The organism is Deinococcus aerius, assembly GCF_002897375.1.
Taxonomy (GTDB): Bacteria; Deinococcota; Deinococci; order Deinococcales; family Deinococcaceae; genus Deinococcus; species Deinococcus aerius.
Genome location: NZ_BFAG01000008.1, coordinates 1 through 18,757 on the forward strand (window position 1 = coordinate 1; position 18,757 = coordinate 18,757).

13 protein-coding genes are annotated in these 18,757 nt (G+C 68.7%); 2 read left to right on the top strand and 11 right to left on the bottom strand.

What is annotated here, in order from left to right:
• On the top strand, positions 1–1,678 hold a 1,678-nt coding region (locus DAERI_RS11655; RefSeq protein WP_201262749.1), incomplete at its 5' end, for an NPCBM/NEW2 domain-containing protein.
• A 392-nt stretch (positions 1,679–2,070) separates the two neighbouring features.
• Here the strand turns inward: DAERI_RS11655 and DAERI_RS11660 are convergent.
• The 11 genes from DAERI_RS11660 to DAERI_RS11715 form a co-directional block, all read right to left on the bottom strand.
• Positions 2,071–3,234: a glycosyltransferase family 4 protein gene (locus DAERI_RS11660; protein ID WP_103129606.1), complete on the bottom strand. Its 1,164-nt coding sequence runs from the start codon at positions 3,232–3,234 to the stop codon at positions 2,071–2,073.
• A 202-nt stretch (positions 3,235–3,436) separates the two neighbouring features.
• Positions 3,437–4,684, bottom strand: coding sequence for a hypothetical protein (locus tag DAERI_RS11670; protein ID WP_235610355.1), 1,248 nt, complete (start codon positions 4,682–4,684; stop codon positions 3,437–3,439).
• A 54-nt stretch (positions 4,685–4,738) separates the two neighbouring features.
• Positions 4,739–5,707: a glycosyltransferase family 2 protein gene (locus DAERI_RS11675; protein ID WP_103129778.1), complete on the bottom strand. Its 969-nt coding sequence runs from the start codon at positions 5,705–5,707 to the stop codon at positions 4,739–4,741.
• Between the two features lie 50 nt (positions 5,708–5,757).
• Positions 5,758–6,270: a hypothetical protein gene (locus DAERI_RS11680; protein WP_133162024.1), complete on the bottom strand. Its 513-nt coding sequence runs from the start codon at positions 6,268–6,270 to the stop codon at positions 5,758–5,760.
• Positions 6,271–6,319: 49 nt separating this feature from the next.
• The gene (locus DAERI_RS11685; RefSeq protein WP_103129609.1) at positions 6,320–7,795 is read right to left on the bottom strand and encodes a lipopolysaccharide biosynthesis protein; all 1,476 of its coding nucleotides are present in this window, start codon (positions 7,793–7,795) and stop codon (positions 6,320–6,322) included.
• Positions 7,792–8,982 carry a glycosyltransferase gene (locus DAERI_RS11690; RefSeq protein ID WP_103129610.1) on the bottom strand — a complete coding sequence of 397 codons (1,191 nt, stop codon included), beginning with the start codon at positions 8,980–8,982 and terminating at the stop codon, positions 7,792–7,794. The genes DAERI_RS11685 and DAERI_RS11690 overlap by 4 nt, the downstream gene beginning before the upstream one ends.
• A gap of 294 nt (positions 8,983–9,276) precedes the next feature.
• Positions 9,277–10,188 carry a glycosyltransferase family 2 protein gene (locus tag DAERI_RS11695; protein WP_103129611.1) on the bottom strand — a complete coding sequence of 304 codons (912 nt, stop codon included), beginning with the start codon at positions 10,186–10,188 and terminating at the stop codon, positions 9,277–9,279.
• A gap of 156 nt (positions 10,189–10,344) precedes the next feature.
• Positions 10,345–11,520 carry a glycosyltransferase family 4 protein gene (locus DAERI_RS11700; RefSeq protein WP_103129779.1) on the bottom strand — a complete coding sequence of 392 codons (1,176 nt, stop codon included), beginning with the start codon at positions 11,518–11,520 and terminating at the stop codon, positions 10,345–10,347.
• Positions 11,521–11,981: 461 nt separating this feature from the next.
• Entirely contained in the window at positions 11,982–12,944 is a 963-nt protein-coding gene (locus DAERI_RS11705) for a UDP-glucuronic acid decarboxylase family protein (protein WP_103129612.1), read from the bottom strand.
• A complete protein-coding gene (locus tag DAERI_RS11710; RefSeq protein WP_103129613.1) occupies positions 12,941–14,335 on the bottom strand; it encodes a UDP-glucose dehydrogenase family protein in 1,395 nt (464 codons plus the stop codon). Before DAERI_RS11710 ends, DAERI_RS11705 begins: the two co-directional genes overlap by 4 nt.
• A gap of 106 nt (positions 14,336–14,441) precedes the next feature.
• On the bottom strand, positions 14,442–15,392 hold the full coding sequence (locus DAERI_RS11715; protein WP_103129614.1) for a GDP-L-fucose synthase family protein: 951 nt from the start codon (positions 15,390–15,392) through the stop codon (positions 14,442–14,444).
• An 853-nt stretch (positions 15,393–16,245) separates the two neighbouring features.
• Here DAERI_RS11715 and DAERI_RS11720 point away from each other — a divergent pair.
• Positions 16,246–18,672 carry an AAA family ATPase gene (locus DAERI_RS11720; RefSeq protein WP_103129615.1) on the top strand — a complete coding sequence of 809 codons (2,427 nt, stop codon included), beginning with the start codon at positions 16,246–16,248 and terminating at the stop codon, positions 18,670–18,672.
• Positions 18,673–18,757 lie beyond the last annotated feature (85 nt).

The following is an 18,757-nucleotide window of genomic DNA, read 5'->3' on the forward strand; positions in this document are numbered from 1 at the left end:
CCCCGGCCAACCCCCGGCCTCCTCCGGCCAGGGCTTCCTCTCCAACCTCCCCTGGCTGAACCCGGCGAACGCCTGGGGGCCGATTGAAAAGGACCGCAGCGTGGGCGGCAAGGTGCTGGGGGACGGCCGGGTCCTGACCATCGGCGGCCAGACCTTCGCCAAGGGGCTGGGCATGCACGCGGGCGCCAGCGTGGGTTACAGCCTGGCGGGGCGCTGCTCGACCTTCTCGGCGAGCGTCGGCGTGGACGACGAGGTGGGAAGCGGGGGCAGCGTGGTCTTCCAGGTGTTCGGGGACGGCAGGCTGCTGGCCGAAAGCCCGGTACGGCGCGGCACAGACGGGCCGATGCCGCTGACGGCAAGTCTGTCGGGGGTGAACGAGCTGAGGCTGGTGGCGACGGACGCGGGGGACGGAATCGAGTCCGACCACGCGGACTGGGGCGGCCTTTCGCTCACCTGCACCGCCGGACCCACCCCGCCCGCTGTGCCCGCGGGCTTCACGGCGAGCGGCCAGGGCACAGGCGTCACGCTGAACTGGGACGACATGTTGGGCGCAGGGCTGGGCGGCTACCGCCTGGAGCGCGCCCCCACGCCCGACGGTCCCTTCCTGCCCGTGACCCCGGACGTGATCGGGGCCTCGGACTTCGAGGACACCTTTGCCCCGGCGGGCGAGACCTCGTACTACCGGGTGTTCACCCTCGATCCGGGCGGCGACGTCTCGGGGTTCGCTTCAGCCAGCGCCACCCGCCCCGCCGCGCCCACCGCGAGCAGCCTGGTGTACTCCCCCATGGCCGACCAGCCGTATGGCGTGTCCGAGGCGCAGGGCCGGGCCGTGAACGGCAAACTCTATTCCTTCGGCGGGTTCGACAGCCTCAAGGGCTGCTGCACCCCGACGGACCGCGCCTACGTCTACGAACCCGCCGTCAACCTTTGGAGGCGCCTGCCCAACATGCCGGGCCGGGGCGTGACCCACGCGGGGATGACCACCGACGGGAAGAGCATCTACTACGCGGGTGGATATATCGCCAACTCCAGTTGGACAGCGCAGGTCTACGGCACGAAAGCCGTCTGGCGCTTCGACCTCGCCAGCGAGCAGTACACCCGCCTGCCCGACCTGCCAGTCGAGCGCGCCGCCGGGCAGCTCGAGTACCTGAACGGCAGGCTGCATTATTTCGGCGGCACCAACCTCGCGCGCACCCAGAACGTTGGGGACCACTACATTCTGGACCTGGCGAACGGGGCCAGCGCCTGGATCACCGCCGCGCCGCTGCCCAACCCCCGGCATCACATGGGCTCAGCCGTGCTGGGCGGCAAGATCTACGCCATCGGCGGCCAGCACGGGCACGACGAGCGGCTGGTGACCCAGGCGACGGTGAACGCCTACGACCCGGCAACCGACACCTGGGCCACCCTGCGGGACTTGCCGTCGGCCCGCAGCCACATCTCCAGCTCGACCTTCGTGCTGGGCGGGCGCATTGTGGTGGCGGGGGGCGAACGCTCGCACCTGCAAAACATCTCGGCCGTCAACGCCTACGACCCGGCGACCGACACCTGGTCGGCGCTGACCTCGCTGCCGGGCGCGCGGGCCTCGGGCGTCGCCGCGCCCCTCGGCAACGGCTTCGTGTACTCCGCGGGCAACTGGGCCCGCTCTGGCTGGCGGGTCGTCCCCGCCACACCCTAGAGGACCACCGCAGGGCGGAGCCCCGGGGAGCGAGCGCCACACTCCCCGGAATTCTGCTGGCTCAGGAGGCGTGTTACCGGCTCGGCGCCCGCGCTCGGGTGTGCCCCGAGCAAGGGTGGAGCCGGGCGACGAGGTTCTGGGTCATGCTGCCGCTCGCAGGTCTGGGGACAGCCAACAAAGGGCCAAGTACCCCACAAACCCAGCCCTGCCGTGCCTGATACGGATTCCGGCCCAGCAGTAATGCAAGAACGGTGAAACCCGACCGAAGGGAGGAGGAACAATTCCGGACTCCCAAATGAAGTGAGCCCTCGGCGCTTTTCCGAAGGCTCACGGCGGGGGCCGGAACTGGTAGGACCTCTGCCGGTAGACGGCGACAGGAACGTGCGACTCTTCTAACCCGCCTCGACCCGCGCGCTTGCGGTCGGGGCGGCCTTCCCAAGCGCCAGCCGGATGGTCCGGTCGTAGCTCTCGGCGATCTGCGGCCAGGAGAAGCGCGCCCGCGCCGCCGCCTCACCCGCGCTCGCCAATCGGGCACGCAGGGCCGGGTCCCACACCACGCGGCCCAGCGCGGCGGTCAGCGCCTCGACATCGCCGGGCTCGACCAGCAGCCCTGTCACCTCGTCTTCGACGATCTCGGGAATGCCGCCCGTCCGTGACGCCACCAGGCAATTGCCATGCGCCATGCCCTCCACGATGACCATGCCGAAGGGCTCCGCCCACACCGAGGGGCAGACCAGCACATCCGAGGCGTGCAGGTGCGCCTCTACCACCGCCGAGGGCTGATAGCCGTGCCAGACGATGTCCTCCCGCCCAGCACTCCGCGCCCGCAACTCCTCCCAGTACGGGGAGGGCTCGTTGGAGAAGGTCGCTCCGCCGATCAGGTGGAGTTCGGCAGGGGCGCCCTCGGCGGTCAGCCGCTCGAACGCCTCCAGCAGGACATGCACGCCCTTTTCCGGGACCATCCGTCCGACGTAGGTGAGGACGACCCGGGGCCCGGACGAGCGGCGGGGCTCAGTTCGGCTGGGCAACACGGTGCCGTTGTAGACCACCTCGACGTCACCTGTCACCTGCGTGCGCACGGTGTCGCGCAGGTGGGCGCTGCAGGTGATAATCAGGTCCGCGCAGGCGGCGACGCGGCGGAGGACCGCCGCGGACCACCCGGCCAGATGGTCGTTTTGCAGGTGCAGCACCAGCAGGGGTCGGCGGCGTTTCAGCCGGGAAAGAATGCGCAGCCCGAGGAGGTAGGTGGGCCGGTTGTGGACCTGAATGACGTCGACGTCACGCCAGGGGAGGCGGGCCAGATTGAACGCGACCACCAGCGGCCCGGCCACCAGCAGGCCCAGCCTGCTTTTGCGCCCCCCCGCCCGCCAGACGCGGGTGAGCAGCCTGTGCCCCACGAAGTAGCGAGCCCCCTCGCCGGGCTGAAACCCCCGCCCCTGCAACACCACGTGCCGGGTGCCCGAGAGGGGGACGACTTCCGCGACCCAGCGCCCGATGGCGCCGCGACCGTCGGGCTGAAGAGTTTCGCCCTCGGGGAGGACATGGAGTGTCAGCATAAACTCACCCGCTTCATCGGAGTCAGGAACGTGGGAGGGGTGACTGGGGAGCCCCGGACCATTCGGGAGCGGATAGCGCCGCCCTCAAGGTGGGCACCCATCAGAGCGAGCAGCCACAGCCCCACAGGACCGGTCAGGAGCAGGTGGGCCGGCTCCGGCACCACGACGAGGATTCGGGTGAGGCTCGGCGCGCTCCGGCCCCTCAACGGTTCTGCTTCAGGCCAACCACGATGTCCGCGTCCCGCAACTTGTCCTGCCAGCGTTCGTATTCCTGCCGCTCCATCTGAAGGGTGATCGGGCCGGGCAGGACCCGGTTGCCGGTGCAGCGGCTCTGCCCACTCGTGGTGGTCGCGCAGTCGGGAAGCCAGAGAGGATTTTGCGCCGTGGGGGACTTGAGGGGCCGCGCCCACCCTACCAGGTTGTCGCGCATCAGGTTGTTGTAGAACGTCCCGTGCTGCTTGTTGCCGGCGGTGTCCCACACGTACATTCCCACGTTCTGGGCGGCGATGGGGGTGCCGTTCGGCAGGTAACCGCTGGAGATGACCCGGTTCTCGAACACCTCGATGTTGTTGCCCGAGGCGATGGCAATGCCCTGGTTGGAGGTACTCACGATCTGGTTGCGGTAGGCGATGATATAGCCCCCCGCGCCCTCCTTGGTCTTCGAGCCGCCGTCGCCCATCATCAGGCCGCCCCCCGCGTACTTGTCTGTGCCCGGATGCACCGGGTACGCCCCCTGAATGTAGTTGTCGTGGATGGAGATGCGGCTCGACGCGGTGCCGCGGGAGCCATACATGTTGATGACCTCCTCGACGCGGCTCTTGCCCGGCTCGTTGATCACCTCGTTCCAGGCCACTTCGGCTCCCTGGATGTCCTTGATATCGTTGAACTGCACGAACTGTACAAGCTTGTACCCGGTACTCGAGAACTGGTCCTCGCCGTCACTGTACCGGCCGTCGATGTTCAGCGCCCGATTTCGCAGGACCTTGATCGTCTGCCCCCGTTCGGGGTCGCCCACGTACTTGCGGAAGTACATGCCGGACGTGCCGATCAGCTCGTTGTTCTCCACGACGGCGCTCTCGAACTCCTCCATGTTCAGGAAGCGCCCGGGGGCGCGTTTGGCGCTGGCCGGAAGGTTCGGATTCAGGGCGACGCCGCGGGTGTTGCGGATCGTGACGTTGGCCCGGTCGAACGCGCTGTGAATCAGGGTCCCCCGACCCTCGACGTTGGAGTACTCGATGATCACCGGTTCGCGGGTGGCGATATCGATGGCGGGCTTGTTGGGGTCGAGGCTGCGCCAGTTGCCGCGGTAGGTTCCGCCCTTGCGGATCGTGATTGGGCCGTCGTAGGTCAGGTCCGTGGGGGACTGCTGCGCGCTCGTTCCCAGCACCAGGGCCGCCACCAGTACCAGGCCGAGGCGCGAACTTGGGAAGGAGGTCGGGGTCATCTTCATGGGCTACAGTCTCCGTGGCTGGCCGTCTCAGAAGAGTAAATAAGACGTCTCGGCCTACTTACCAAAGTCCTTGACATAGGCGCGGCCCAGCAGGGCGTCGCGCAGCGCCTCGGCCGTCAGGGCCGCGGAGCGCCAGGTCAGGTTGCCGTTTTTCGCCAGAGCCCCGTAGCCGAAGAGCGCGAAGGTGCAGAACCGGACCATGAACCAGGGCAGGGATTTGCCGTAGCGCCGCCGGATCAGCAGCCCGTTGCGGATGTGGTAGTAGTGTTTTCTGGGGTTGTACTTCTCATGGGGAGCCTTGGCGAAGCTGCCATGGTGCCACATCCGGCTGGCCGGAACGAGACAGATCCGCAAGCCGTGAGCCCCCAGCCGCAGGGCATACTCAGAGTCGTCCCCCATGAAGAAGAAGTTGTCCACCGGGAGGCCCACCCGGCGCACCGCGTCCATGCGGATCAACGTCCCCACGAAGGAGAAGAGGTCGATGGGCGCGCATGGCCGGGCATAGGTCTCGGAACTTACCGGCGTCTCGCGCAGCCGGACCGGGTCGAAGTTGCGCCGCTGGTGGAGGTCAAAGCTGCCATCCCGCGCGAGTACGGCGCCGCACAGCGCCTCGGCGGCCCCATCCCACCGCAGCAGTTGCTCCAGTGCGTCGTCCTCGGCAAAGCAGTCGTCGTCCATCACCCACACGTAGCGGTAGTTGCCCTCCAGGGCCCGGCGCACCCCGTAGGCGAACCCGTACGCGCCGCCCAGGTTCTGCTCCAGCCGCAAGTAGGTCACGCGCTCGTGTGCCGGGATCACCTCGGATGTCCCGTCAGTGGAGGCGTTGTCGATCACGTAGATGCGCGCGAGCGGCTCCGTCTGCCGCAGCAGGCTGTCTAGGCACTTGACCAGCAACTCCTTGCGGTTGTAGGTCACGACGACGGCGGCGACGCCACTCGCGGGCTCACTTCCCTGGGCGGGTAGCGCGCTGGGGGCCAGCTCGGCCTGGGCCCGCCGCGAGGGCAAACTGGAGGAATCACTCATCATGAATATCCTTTCGCACCGGCTGCCTCCAATTCAGGCAGGCCAGCCGTTCAATTTTCGAGGGAAGTCGAGGCGGAGTCTTCCGGGCCGGGGGCCGAGCGAACCGTAACGCACAGCACGCTCCTGACCCCGGTTTCACCGGCCCGGGGGTAGATGCGCAGGCCGTAGCGGTAACCGGGCGCCTCCGCGCCCTGAAACTCCTGGCCCTGGAGAGCCGGGCCGGGCTTCCCGTCCCCGGCCACCCGCTCCTGCGGCCACAGGTCGGTCCCCGAGAACCCCAGTTCCCGGGCGAGGGCGCCGACGTTCGCCCGCAGCTCGGCGGGGCTCTGCTCGCTCACGAAGCTGTAGGTCTCCAGCAACCTCAGGGGAGTTGTCGTCTCCGCCGCAGCCGTCCCGGCCTCCCAGGCCGCCCGCTCCGTCTCGCATTCAGGCGTGGCCTGGAGCGTCACCGGCAGCGCCGTGGCGAGCCGGAACACGAAGTAGACGGTCCAGGCCTGAGCCGACGCGCCGCCGGGCAGTGCCAGGAGGAGCCACAGGGCCAACCACTTGCATCTCACCTTCACGTCTTCCTCCAGACTGGGGGTATGGCCCCCACTTTGCTGATCCCGCGCATCAGCGAACCGCCAGCCGGGTGGTGATGGGCCGCAGGAACTTGAGCGCGTAACGCCGCAGCTCGGTCTCCGGCCCGAGCAGCACCACCAGGCCCAGGAGAACCGCGCCCAGCAGCAGCTCCACGCCGAAGAGCGCGAACACCGAAACGCCTGCGGTCCGCAGCAGTTGGGCGACCAGGAAGAGGGGCGCCCCGACCATCACGCCGCAACCCGCTCCCACCGCGTAGGCCTTGAGGGTCTCGCGGTGGCCACCCCCCAGGATGCGCGAGGCGACGACCGCGTAGGCCGCGCTGTACAGCACTCCGGCCACCACGAGGACCCAGGCGAAGCCCTGCACGCCCCACCCCAGCCGGTACACCGTCCAGAAGGCGGCGGCCAGAAATACGAGCTGCACACTCTGCACGGCGATCTTGATGTTCAGCCGGGCCGTGGCCTCCGCCACGATGGCCGCGATGTTGCCGAGGACCGGAAAGGGCACGTACACCGCGAAAGCCTGGACCAGGGGGACGGCCGCCATGTAGCGGTCGCCCAGCAGCACCCGCACGATCTCCGGCGCGCACACGAAGAGGCCCGCCGCCAGGCTGAACATCACCGTGGACATCGCCAGCAGACCGGAGCTGTAGGCCCGCCGCAACTTCACGGGGTCATCCTGAAGGGCGGCGAAAGAGGCCCCCAGGACGCGCGTAAGCCCCCCAGCCAGCCGTGCGACCGGCATTCCGGCGATCACATAGGCGCGGTTGTACAGGCCCACGGCCGTCACGTCGAACAGCCGCGCCATTAAGAAGGTGGCGACGTTCCCGCTGAAGAACTCCAGCAGCCGCAGCGCCGACATGCGGGCGCCGTAGCTGTACAGGTCGCGGTAGGGGGCCCAGCGGAACGTGAGGGCAAAGGGATGGCGGGCATAGGCATACGACACCCCGAGCTGGATGACCCAGGTGGCCGCCGCGCTGATGACGAGGCTCATCGCCCCGAAGCCCAGCCGAGCCGCCCCGATGCCCAGGAGGCCGTGGCCGATCACGTAGGCCGCGACCTCGCCGACGATCAGTGGCTTGAAGCGCAACTCGCGGCGCAGCAGACTCGTCGACACGGCTGACAGGGCGGCGACCACGTACGTCAGGGCGAACCCCCGGAACACCGGGACGACCTCGGGCTTCTGGGTGTACGCGCCCGCCAGCGGCGCGGCGAACCAGACCACCACCGTCACCACCACGCTCAGCACCAGGGACGCGGTGAAGCCCGCCCGGATATGCTCCTGGGTGAGGTCGCGCCGCTGGACGATGGCCTGCCCCACCCCCAGCTCGGTGAGCAGCGCCCCGAAGGTGGAGAGCGTGGAGGCGATGGCCGCCACCCCGAACTCCTGGGGAGTGAGCAGCCGCGCCAGCACCGCCATGAACAGCGGTTGCAGCAGCATGTTCGTGAACAGGCCCAGGTAGCTCCACTTCAGGGCGTTCATCGTCTTCTGACGCAGGTTGTTCATGCGTGGCCCGGGCCTTTCACGGCTGGAACGTCCCCCCTGCTGGTGCCTGACGGCGCCTGCTCGGCGACCCGGTCGTACAGCGTCTCCAGGGCGCGGGCCTGCACTGCCGCGTCGAAACGCTCGACCACAACGCGGCGTCCGGCACGCGCGAGGCGTTCCCGCAGCGGCGCGTCCCGCAGCAGCCGGATCAGGGCCGCGGCGAGCGCCCCCTCGTCCCGCTCGGGCACCAGCAGCCCCGTCTCGCCGTCCGTCACCGCCTCCGGGGTCCCGGCGCTGAGGGTGGACACCGTCGGCACCCCGGCCGCGAGCGCCTCCAGGACGACGGTGGGCAGCCCCTCGGTGTCACCGTTGCTCGCGGTCAGGCTGGGCAGGCAGAAGACCTGCGCCGCCCGCATATGGTCGAGGACAGCCCCCGCCGACAGCTTGCCCAGGAAGGCGCAGCGCACTCCCAGCGCCCGGGCCTGTTCCTCCAGCGTGGCCCTGAGTGGCCCGTCGCCGATCAGCACGAGCCGCGCGCCCGGCACCGCGCGCTGCACCTCGGCCATCGCGCGCAGCAGCCCTGCCGCTCCCTTCTTCTCCACCAGGCGGCCGACGAACAGCACGGCGGGCTCAGCGGAAGGCGGACCCTCGCGCGGGGTAAAGAATGTGGTGTCTATCCCGTTGTAGTGGGTGACCACCTTCTCAGGCGGAAAGCCCCTGTCCAGCAGTTGACGGCGGATGTGTTCGGAGACGGCGATGAACAGCGCCCCCTGCCTGATCAACTCGGGGCGGCGCGTCACGAGACGGCGCTCGCGCAGCGTGCCCGCCCGCAAGTGGTCGTCATGCACCGTCGCGTCGCGGCCGTGAAACGTCACCACCAGGGGCACCCGCAGCCGCCGGGCAAGCGGCAACGCCATCGCGCCGTTCGTGCCGAAGTGCGCGTGCATCAGTACCGGGCGCAGCGCCCGCAACCGCGAGACCAGGCGCGGCGCTAGGCCCGTCGCCTTGTATAGCAGTTCCCCCGCGCGCCCCCGGGGCGTTCCGTCACTCACCACGATCGTGCGCCCCGGAGGAGTCTCCAGTTCGCCAACGCGGCGCAGCCCCGCGTAATAGGGCGTGAAGCGCCGCAGGGATTCGGCCTGGCCCAGGATGAACGTCTCAGAATAGGTCAGCAGGTCCTCGTGGTAGATGATCAAGTTACGCTTCATTCCCTGGCCGCCCTGTTCCGGCCGCCCCGCGTGGGAACATTCCTGCACGGGCGGCCAAACGGCCTTCCGCTATGGCCGCGCCCCCAGCAAGCTCCCTGTCTGCACCCTGAACCCTTCATATGGCTTCCATAGTAGGCGCAGGGCCGTTACACGAAAGTAAACCCAAAGTGCGCCGCGTACGCCGGAAACGCCCTCTGGACGGGGTTCCCCAGCATCAGCACTGCGGCCCGCGTTCGCTCCTCTCCGCGCCGCGGCTGGAGGAGGAACACGGGCCACAGGGGAGACCCCGGGCGGTCACTTCACCACAGGCAGGATCCGTTTGCCGGTCCTGTTCAACAAGCCGTCTTTGACGCCGATCGCCGTGTACTTCCACTTTTCCAGAAAGTTCTCCTCATAGACGAGTTCCGCCAGCGAAGCCCGCCCGAACTTCTTGAGAATGTAGAGGTAGACCCCCGCCTTCTGACCCGCCGGCACGTCTAGGTCTCTCGCCATCAGCAGTTCGTTGCGGACGTTGTAGTAGTTCTTCCAGGCGGGCTGGGTGCTGCGGGTGCTGATCCGGCCCAGCCGCTTGACTTTGATCGTCCTGCCGCCGTAATCGTGGTAGAAGACGGCGTCCAGGACGCAGAGCGTCTTTAGGCCCGCCGCCTTGATCCGCAGGGCGTATTCAATGTCGTCCGCACTGATGAAAAAATCCGTGCGGGGCAAGCCGATCTTCCGCACCACGCCGCGTTTGATGAGTGGACCGACGAAGGCAAAGATATCGACCTGGACGGTGGCGTGGCTCTCCTTGTCCACCTCCACAAAGCCGTTGTTCCAGCGGTAGATGCCGTATTTCCGGCCCGCTTGGTCCACCTGGATGGGAACCAGGACATCCGCCTCGTCCGCTCTCGCCAGCAGGCGCCGCAGGCAGTCCTTCTCGACGTAGGCGTCGTCGTCGAACAGCCATAGGTACTCGTACCCGCTCGCGTAGGCTCGGCGCATGCCCGCCTCGAACCCCCCCGAGCCGCCGAGATTCTGCTCCAGCACGAGCAGATCGACCTCGGGAAACAGCTCTGCGACCAGAGCGGGAGTTCCGTCGGTCGAGGCGTTGTCGACGACGAGTACCTTCTCGGGTCGCTCGCTCGACGCCCACAGGCTGGTTAGGCACTCGCGGAGCTTGTCCTTCCTGTTGTAGGTCACGATGACCGCGCAGACACCATTGTTCATCTGTTTGTTCCCTTTCCTTGGCCGCCCTCTACCGTGAAGCACGCGCGGGCGAACACCGTCCCGGCATTGCCTCTGAACGAGACTCGTGGGACTGGCGTTTATTCCTTTTCGCTCTCCCAGCACGGACGACGTTTTCCCCAGCTCCCCGGTGGCAAGTCAGTCGTCCCCTTGATGAAAAGCTGGATGCATCGGCTGCTCGCGCCGGGGCTCCTCACGCCTGAGAGAACCAAGCAGCTCTTCCCACTGGGCGATGATCTCCTGCGGTTTGAAGCGGGCAGCCGCCTCGTAGCTCCGTCCACTCATGCGGGCGCGCAACTCCGGGCTCGACATGGCGGTCCGGAGCCCCTCGGCCAGCGCGGCAGTGTCCCCGGATGCCACAAGCAGGCCGTTCACCCCGTGCTCGACAAGTTCCCGCGGCCCGACCTCACAGTCAAAGGCGACGGCGGGCAGACCATACGCCTGGCTCTCGATCAGCACCATACCGAAGCCCTCGGACCGGGAACTCAGGCAGTACAGACCTGCCGCCGCGTAGTGCGCGGGCATATCCCCCGACCGCCCCGCAAACTCGACCCGTTGCAGCCCCGCGTGCAGCGCCTGGGCCTTGAGGCGGCTGGCCTCCTCACCGTCCCCCACGATCCGCAACGCCCACTCTGGAAAGTCCTGTTCCACCCGCCCCCACGCCTCGAGCAGCAGGTCAAAGCCCTTCTCCCCACTGAGGCGTCCGGCCGACAGCACGACTTTTCGGTCTGGACGGTAGGGGTTGACCGCTGGCCGCGGGAAGGGCAGGAAGTTGGGGATGACCTCAAGGCGGGCGTGGATGCCGGGAATCCCCATGCGCCACAGTTCGGCGTCCCGCCGGGTCAGGACCACCACCGCCTGAGCGAAACGGGCCGTCAGGGTTCGCGCCAGGCGCCAGCGGTTGAGCCGACCCTTCGGCCGGTTGAAGATCGTGTTGAAATTGAAGTGTTCCCACCCCACCCGCACCACACCGAGGCCAGCCGTGGCGGGCAGGACGAGCAGCATGACGCTCGTTTCCGACCCCACCACTACGTCAGGCGTGTGTCCCCTGAAGTAGGCCCGCAGGCCCAGGACGTCGGCGAGGTACCGCCTCTTGAAGGAGCCTGCCGTCGGTTGAAGCGCATGCAGGTGAACGCCCGGGTGAAGCGGAAACCTGCTCTCACGGCCCCACAGGGTCACGATCGTGACCCTGTGGCCCCGCCCGGCCAGGGCATTGGCGACGAGCGTGGTCGCGCGTTCCGCACCACCAAAGGTCTCCAACGTGTATATGACGAAAGAGATGTGCAGCGGTCGGGTGGTCATGCTGTTGGACATGCGGGCTTCCTTGATCATCCGGGGCTGGCTCTTCCCTCGCAGGGGCAGACGGGCGACACACGAGGCGGGCCTGGTCCCGTGCCCGTTCCTCACGGGAGAGCGCCCTCTCTGTGGTCCAGGCGAACATAGCTTGAAAAGCCCTGGGGTTTCCAGGGTCTGTCTCGACTGCCCTGGCGCCAGCCTCGTCCTCGGAAGGCGAACTGCCGAATCCCCGGGGCCACCCCAAGCGAGGACCCCGGCACCTCTTCGGAAACTGCTCCCCTTTGCCCGGGTTCCCGATTGGAGCCGCGTCGGCAGAACGTGGGGCGCCGCCCGGCGGTCAGGGGCACGGGTAGCATCCCAGCGCGCCCCTGACCGCCGGGCGCCCAATCTCCCGGAGCGCGGGGCCAGACGAAAAGACTTCCCGCAAAGGATTCTCGGCCCGGACTGGAAAACCGTGTTGACTTAAGGCGTGCCCGCGGTCACGCGTCCACCCCCACCCGCTCCGGCCGCCCCTCCCCCACCTCCCGGAAGGAGGCGACCGTGCGCTCCAGGCCCTCACGCAGGGGCACGCGCGGCTCCCACCCCAGCAGCTCGCGGGCCAGGGTGATGTCGGGGCGTCGCTGCCGGGGGTCGTCGGCGGGCATGGGCTCGTACACGATCCCCAGCCGCGGGTCGATCAGGTCCCGGATAATTTCGGCGAAATCCAGGATGGTGTACTCGTCCGGGTTCCCCAGGTTGACCGGCCCGTGGTAGGACACCCCCAGCAGCCGGATGATGCCCTCGACGAGGTCGTCCACATACTGGAAGGAGCGCGTCTGCAACCCCTCGCCGTAAACGGTGAGCGGCTCGCCGCGCAGCGCCTGGTTGACGAAGTTCGTCACCACCCGGCCGTCGTCGGCGCGCATTCGGGGGCCGTAGGTGTTGAAGATGCGGATAATCCGGGTGTCCACCCCGTGGTGGCGGTGGTAGGCCATCGTCAGGGCCTCGGCGTAGCGCTTGGCCTCGTCGTAACAGCTTCGCAGCCCGGCCGGGTTCACGTGCCCCCAGTAGTCCTCGGGCTGGGGATGCACCAGGGGGTCGCCGTACACCTCCGAGGTGCTGGCGAGCATGAAGGTCGCGCCGTCGCGCCGGGCCAGCTCCAGCGCGTGCTGGGTGCCCTGGGCGCCCACCAGCAGCGTCTCCACCGGGTGCTGCTGGTAGTGCGGCGGGCTGGCGGGCGAGGCGAAGTGCAGCACCGCGTCGAAGGTCCCCTCCACCGGGAGCCCCGCGCTCACGTCGGCCTCGACGAAGCGGAAGCGGGGGTGCCTCAGGAAGAGTTCGGTGTTGCGCCGCTGGCCGCTGAGGTAGTTGTCCACGCCGACCACCTCGTGGCCCTCTCCCAGGAAGCGCTCGACGAGGTGGCTGCCCACGAAGCCCGCGCTGCCGGTCAGGAGAATTCTCACGCGGTCACCTCGGCCACACGGCTGGCGGGGCGCTTGCCGATCTGCTCGACGATGCCCGCGCCGCCGAAGTGGCCGATCACCCGGCGGGTGTCGATCACCAGGGGGTGGCGCATGCCCCGCAGCGCGCTCTCCCAGTCGATCCGGCGGTAGTCGTCCCACTCGGTCATCAGGATTGCGGCGTCCGCCCCCCGGAGGGCCGCCTCGGCACTTTCCGCCTCCTGGTAGCGCAGGTGCCGCCACTCGTGGCGGGCGCGCGGCATGGCGATGGGGTCGTGCGCGACGACCTGGGCGCCCAGCTCGATCAATCGGGCGATGCAGTCGTGGGCGGGCGCGTCGCGCAGGTCGTCGGTGTTGGGCTTGAAGGCCATGCCCAGCACCGCCACCCGCTTGCCCTTGAGGCGGTGCAGGTGCTGCTGGAGCTTGGCGATCACGAGCTGGCGCTGGCGCTGGTTGATCTCGATGGCGGCCGCCAGGATGGGCATCTCGTAGCCGTACTCGTGGCCGATGCTGATCAGCGCGGCAGTGTCCTTGCCAAAGCAGCTCCCGCCCCAGCCCGCGCCCGCGCCCAGGAAGTGCGGCCCGATGCGCTGGTCGTAGCCGATTCCGCGCGTGACCTCCTGGATGTCGGCGTCCACCCGCTCGCACAGCCCGGCGATCTCGTTGGCGAAGCTGATCTTGAGCGCCAGGAAGGCGTTCGCCGCGTACTTGATCATCTCCGCGCTGCTCAGGCTGGTCTTCACCAGGGCGGGCTGGGTGTAGCAGTCGGGGCGCGGCACCGACACGGGCGCGGCGAAATCCTGGCTCAGCAGCGGCTCGTACAGCTCTGCCATCCGCTCGATGGCCTCGGGGCTGTCACTGCCCAGCACAATGCGGTCGGGGTAGAGGCTGTCGTGCAGCGCCGTGCCCTCGCGCAGGAACTCGGGGTTGCTGACCACGAGGTAGCGGTTGGCGTGGTAGTCCACCGCGTTCTCCTCCAGGATGCGCGCCACCCAGTCCCCGGTGCCGATGGGCACGGTGCTTTTGTTCACCACGACCTGCACCTTGCCGTTGAGGTGCCGGGCGATGCTCTGGGCCGCCTCGGCGACGTAGGCCAGGTTGGGCTGGCCGCTGGGCAGCGGGGGGGTGCCCACGCAGATGAAAATCACGTCGGCATTGGGAATCGCGCTGGCGTAGTCCGTCGTCCAGCGCAGCCGCGGCGCGCTCTCGCGCAGCAGCTCGTCGAGGTACGGCTCGTAGATGGGCAGCTCCCCGCGCGTGAGCATGTCGATCTTGGCCTGGTCCACGTCCACGCCGGTGACGTGGTGGCCCAGGTAGGCCAGCATGACCGCCGTTCCCAGCCCGACGTACCCGGTTCCGACCACCGCTACCTGCAACGCCTTGGCATCCTGCATCTCATTCTCCTTTGGGGTGCTGCGCTTTTATAAGCGGCTCGACCTACGCTGGGGTCAACTTAAGAAGGTGGGCGCTAAAGAAAAATAAACGCCCGGCCCTGCCCTTTCAGCCGAAGGACGCGAAGGGCCGGTGCTGGAGATACCAGTGGTAGGTCTGGTTGATCCCGGCGTGCAGCGAGGTGCCCGGCGTCCAGCCCCGCGCCCGCAGCATGTCCCGCGAGAACGCGCCGCGCGCCGGAAGCAGGGGGGCGCGCGGATCGACCTCGAAGGCGCCGTCATACCCCACCACGGCCTTGACCGCCGCCGCGAGGTCCGTCAGGGTGCAGGGCCGGCCATAGCCCACATGGACCGCACCGGGCTCCGACACGTGGTTGGCGAGAAACAGGCAGGCGTCCGCCATGTCGTCCACGTGGAGCAGGTCGCGCTGCCACACCCCCCCGCCCGGCCAGCGGACCGAGGGGCGGCCGAGTTCCTTGGCATGCAGCATCTCGCGCAGCAGCGCCAGCACGACGCTGCTGCGGTGCAGGTCGCCGCTCGAACTCGGGCCGTACAGGCTGCTAAATACCGCGCTGACAAAATCGCAGCCGTACTGGCGGCGGTAGCTGTCGCACAGCTCCGTCGTCGTCTGGCTCACGACCTGGCAGACCCGCTGGGTCTCCTCGATCAGCTCCGCCTGGAGGTAGCTCACGTTCAGCGGCAGGGCGCCCACATCCGCGTAGGTCGAGCTGCAATCGATGCACACCAGCTTTTCCACATCATACAGGTACGCCGCGTGGATGGTATTTGTCATCACCATCAGGTTGTCGCGCAGCCACTGGGCCGGGTAGATCGAGTCGGTGATGGACCCGGTCACCTTGACGGAGGACAGGAAGACGTAGTCGGGCAGCTCCTTCTCGAAAAAGGCGTTGACATCGTCTTTCTCGCGCAGGTCCAGCTCGTAGTCCGCGCGGGTGGTGACATTGTGGTACCCCAGTTGCTGGAGCTTGCGGACCAGGGCCTGCCCCACGAACCCCGTGTGTTCGGCCACAAAAATCTTGGCGTCGGTGGGAAGGCTCATGGCTGGACCAACGGGATGGGCAATGGCAGGGCCGGGGCAGGCCGCGACTCGGGACGGGAGCGGCTCTTGACCGCACGAAGGGTCCGGCCAACGGGCGGGTGAGACGCCGCCCACGGGGCAATCAGCCGCCACTCCGGTGACCCCCTGAACTGGCCGCGCCTGTCGCAAGGCCCACCGCCGACCTCCGCGGGGCCGTCAAGGGCGGGCGGGACAGCCCCGCCCACAGGTCTTCTTGTCACTGCCACATCCATCCCCATCCCCTGTTTCCCACCTTCCACCTGACCCCGGAACCGCTGCCCGACCGAGCCCGGGCAGCCGCGCACCTCAGCCCGCACTCATCCTGTCCTTCCGCTCCAGGGAGCTGGAGAGGTGACCCCATGGTGCGGGTCGGGGCGTTAACTGCGCGCTAATGCCCGCCGGTGCGGGGAAGGGGCCGGACCTTGAGCTTGCTTTTATGAAGCTCGGGTCAGCCTTCTCATCAACCTGATTGCTTCCTGATGAACTTGTCTTTATAAGTCTTTCTTTACCCTGGGTTTATTCAGTGGGGGATCAGTGGCAGGGAAGCGCCTCTGGAAAGGCTTCTTTTGGACTCACTGTCCTCACATCGCCCTGCGCCAGTGGGCACAGGCTCGGCCTACAGTCGTAAGTTTTCGCCCGCTTCGCATGGTAAGCTCATGGAGGCTCACCGGGGCCTAAGAAAGCTGCCGGTCGGGGCTGACTAAAGACGACCTTCTGGGGCGCAGGGACGCCCCGCTCGAAAGCAGTAAGCAGGACACGGTAATAGGCGCTGAGGGATGCTGACCTCTCCCGGGAGGAAGGGGCTTTTGGCGCAGGGAACGGACGGAGGCCACAGGTGTTGACCATCCACCTTCTGGGACACGCGCACCTCAGCCGCGACGGGCAGCCTGTACCGGTTTCGGCCAAGGCAGTCGCCCTGATCACCTATCTCTCTATAGAAAAACTGCCCCAGCACCGGGAGCGGCTCGCGGACCTGCTGTGGACGACGGCCGAGGCCCGCAAGAACCTGCGGGTGGAACTGGCGCGCATCCGCACGGCGGGACTCAACCTGTTCCCCGCCAGCCGCCAACTCCTGTACCTGGAAAATGTGACGACCGACTTCGACCTGTGGCAGGCGCGGGCTGAGCAGGACATGAACCAGGCGCAGCTCTCGGACTGGCTGGCGATGCTGCGGGGCTTTCCGCTCAGCGGGCTGGAGGACCTGGGCAGCTCCACCTTCAAAGAGTGGGTGGACCAGCAGCGCTGGATTCTCAGCCAGCAGATTGAGGAGGGGCTGAGCCGGGTGTACTGGCGCTACGCGCGGGCGGAGCAGGCCTGGGCGCTGCGGCTGATCGCGGCGCGGGCCGACACCCTGGGCTTCGAGCTGACCACCGAGGCCCCGGAGGACCCGCATCCGGCCGACCTTCCGGCACCCCGCGGAACGGGCGTGCCGGCCCCGGAACCTGATCAGGCCCCCGAGCTGCACTTCGGACGCCCCCAAGAGGAGCAGATGCTGGAGCGGGTCCTCCGGGACGCGGAGCGGGAACCGCAGGTCATCGTGCTGCACGGCCCCCCCGGGATCGGCAAGAGTTACCACGTCGAGCGGGCGGCGGCGAGCGGCGGCTGGCAGACGGTGCGCGTGACCGACACGCGGTCGAGCCGCCTGGTGCTGGCCTCGCTCGCGCAGGCGGCCCTGCGGGAGAGCGAGGCGGGGGGAGCCGAGGCCGAGGCGCTGCGCCGCCTCCTGCTCGCCCCAACCAGCCTGGAGGAGGACGCGGTGAAGGTGGCGGTCGCCCTGGCCCGGTTGCGCCGCCCGCTGCTGCTGGTGTTCGACCATGTCCATGACGCCCCGGGCGAGCTGGCCCCGCTGCTCACCTTCCTGACGCAGGTGCCCAGCGAGGGGCCGCGCGCCCTGGTGCTGCTCAGCCGCCAGCGGGCGGCGCAGGCCCCGCTCACCCGGGCCCTGCGTGCGCGGGTGGGCAGCGCGTGCCGCGAGCTGGAGCTGCCGCCGCTCACCCGGTCGAGCGTGCAGCAGGCCCTGGAGGGCCGCCTCGCCGCGCGGCCCGCCCGGACGCTGCACGGCGAGGCGGCCCGGCTGGTGCAGCGCAGCGAGGGCAACCCGCTGCACCTGCTCAGCCTGCTGGGCCCGGCGGGCGAGCCCGGTGACCAGGACATGCACTTCCCCCAGGCGGTGCGCGACAGCTACGGCACGGATATCGACGGGTGGCCGCCCACGCTGGTGGAGGCGATGACCCGCCTCAGCGCGATCTACGGCCACTTCGACCGCCGGGTGGCCCAGGCGGCGCTGGGCGAGGGGCTCGCCGCCTCGACCGACGCGCTGCTGTACGAGGCGCTGGAGCGCCATATCCTGCGCGAGGTGGAGGCCGGGGGCACCCTGGAATGGCCCGGTCTTACCCTGCGGCCCGCGCCCCAGGGGGCCGAGACGCTCTACACCTTTGTCAGCGAGGGCCTGCGCATCGCGCTCGCCAGCCGCTCGCCCCAGTTGATTCGCCAGGACGTGCGGCGGCGTCTGGTCCCCGCGCTGGCCGAGGACTCGCCGGGGCTCGCCGCCTACTACGCGCGGCGGGGCGGGCTGACCGAGGAGGCCGAGCGTCTCCAGCGGGTGTACCGCGCCGGGCTCCAGGACCGCCAGTTGCCGGGGGCCGGGCGCCGGTCCGTCTCCGGGTCCGGCTCCCCCGTGCCCGAGCCCCGGCGGACTCCCGCCGCGCCGCATGGCCCGGTCGCTGCCCAGGGGTACCAGATCTCGCGGGACAACAATGGCTGGCTCAACATCTGGAGCGTGGGGCGTTACGGGCATCCCCAGACCCTGCGGCTGCACCTGCCCCTGCCCCCGGCTTCGGGCGAGGCCGGGCTGCGCCTGGTCTGGCGCTTGGACGTGTTCAGCGGCGGCGAGGAACTCGGCCCGCAGCAGCTTCCCTTTCCCCTGCGGGTGGGGCTGCGCGGCTCTGGAATGGCCCACGTCCTAACCCGCACGGAAACCCCCGACTACCTGGAAGAGGAAGTGCGTCACGCCGTTCACGCGGGCGTGGTCACGGAGCAGTGGATGGAACACCACCTGACCTTCCCGGCCCCCGCCGAGGGCGGGGCGATCCTGGAACTCAGCGTGCGCGCCCTCGACCTGGCCCTCACCGTGGGTGCCCTGACCTGGCAGGGGCAGGACCTGCTGGCCGCCGTGCCCGTCCCCGCCCTGCGCCCTGCGCCCCTTCCCGGCGCGCCGCTCTCCTCCCAGCCCGGCGCGCCACTCCTCAAACAGGTGCGCTGAGGGGGCGGGCAAAGTGGCCCCGAATCCGCACCCCCGACGGGGCGACCACCCCACATCCTAAAACTGAGCGGCGAATGGATTTCAG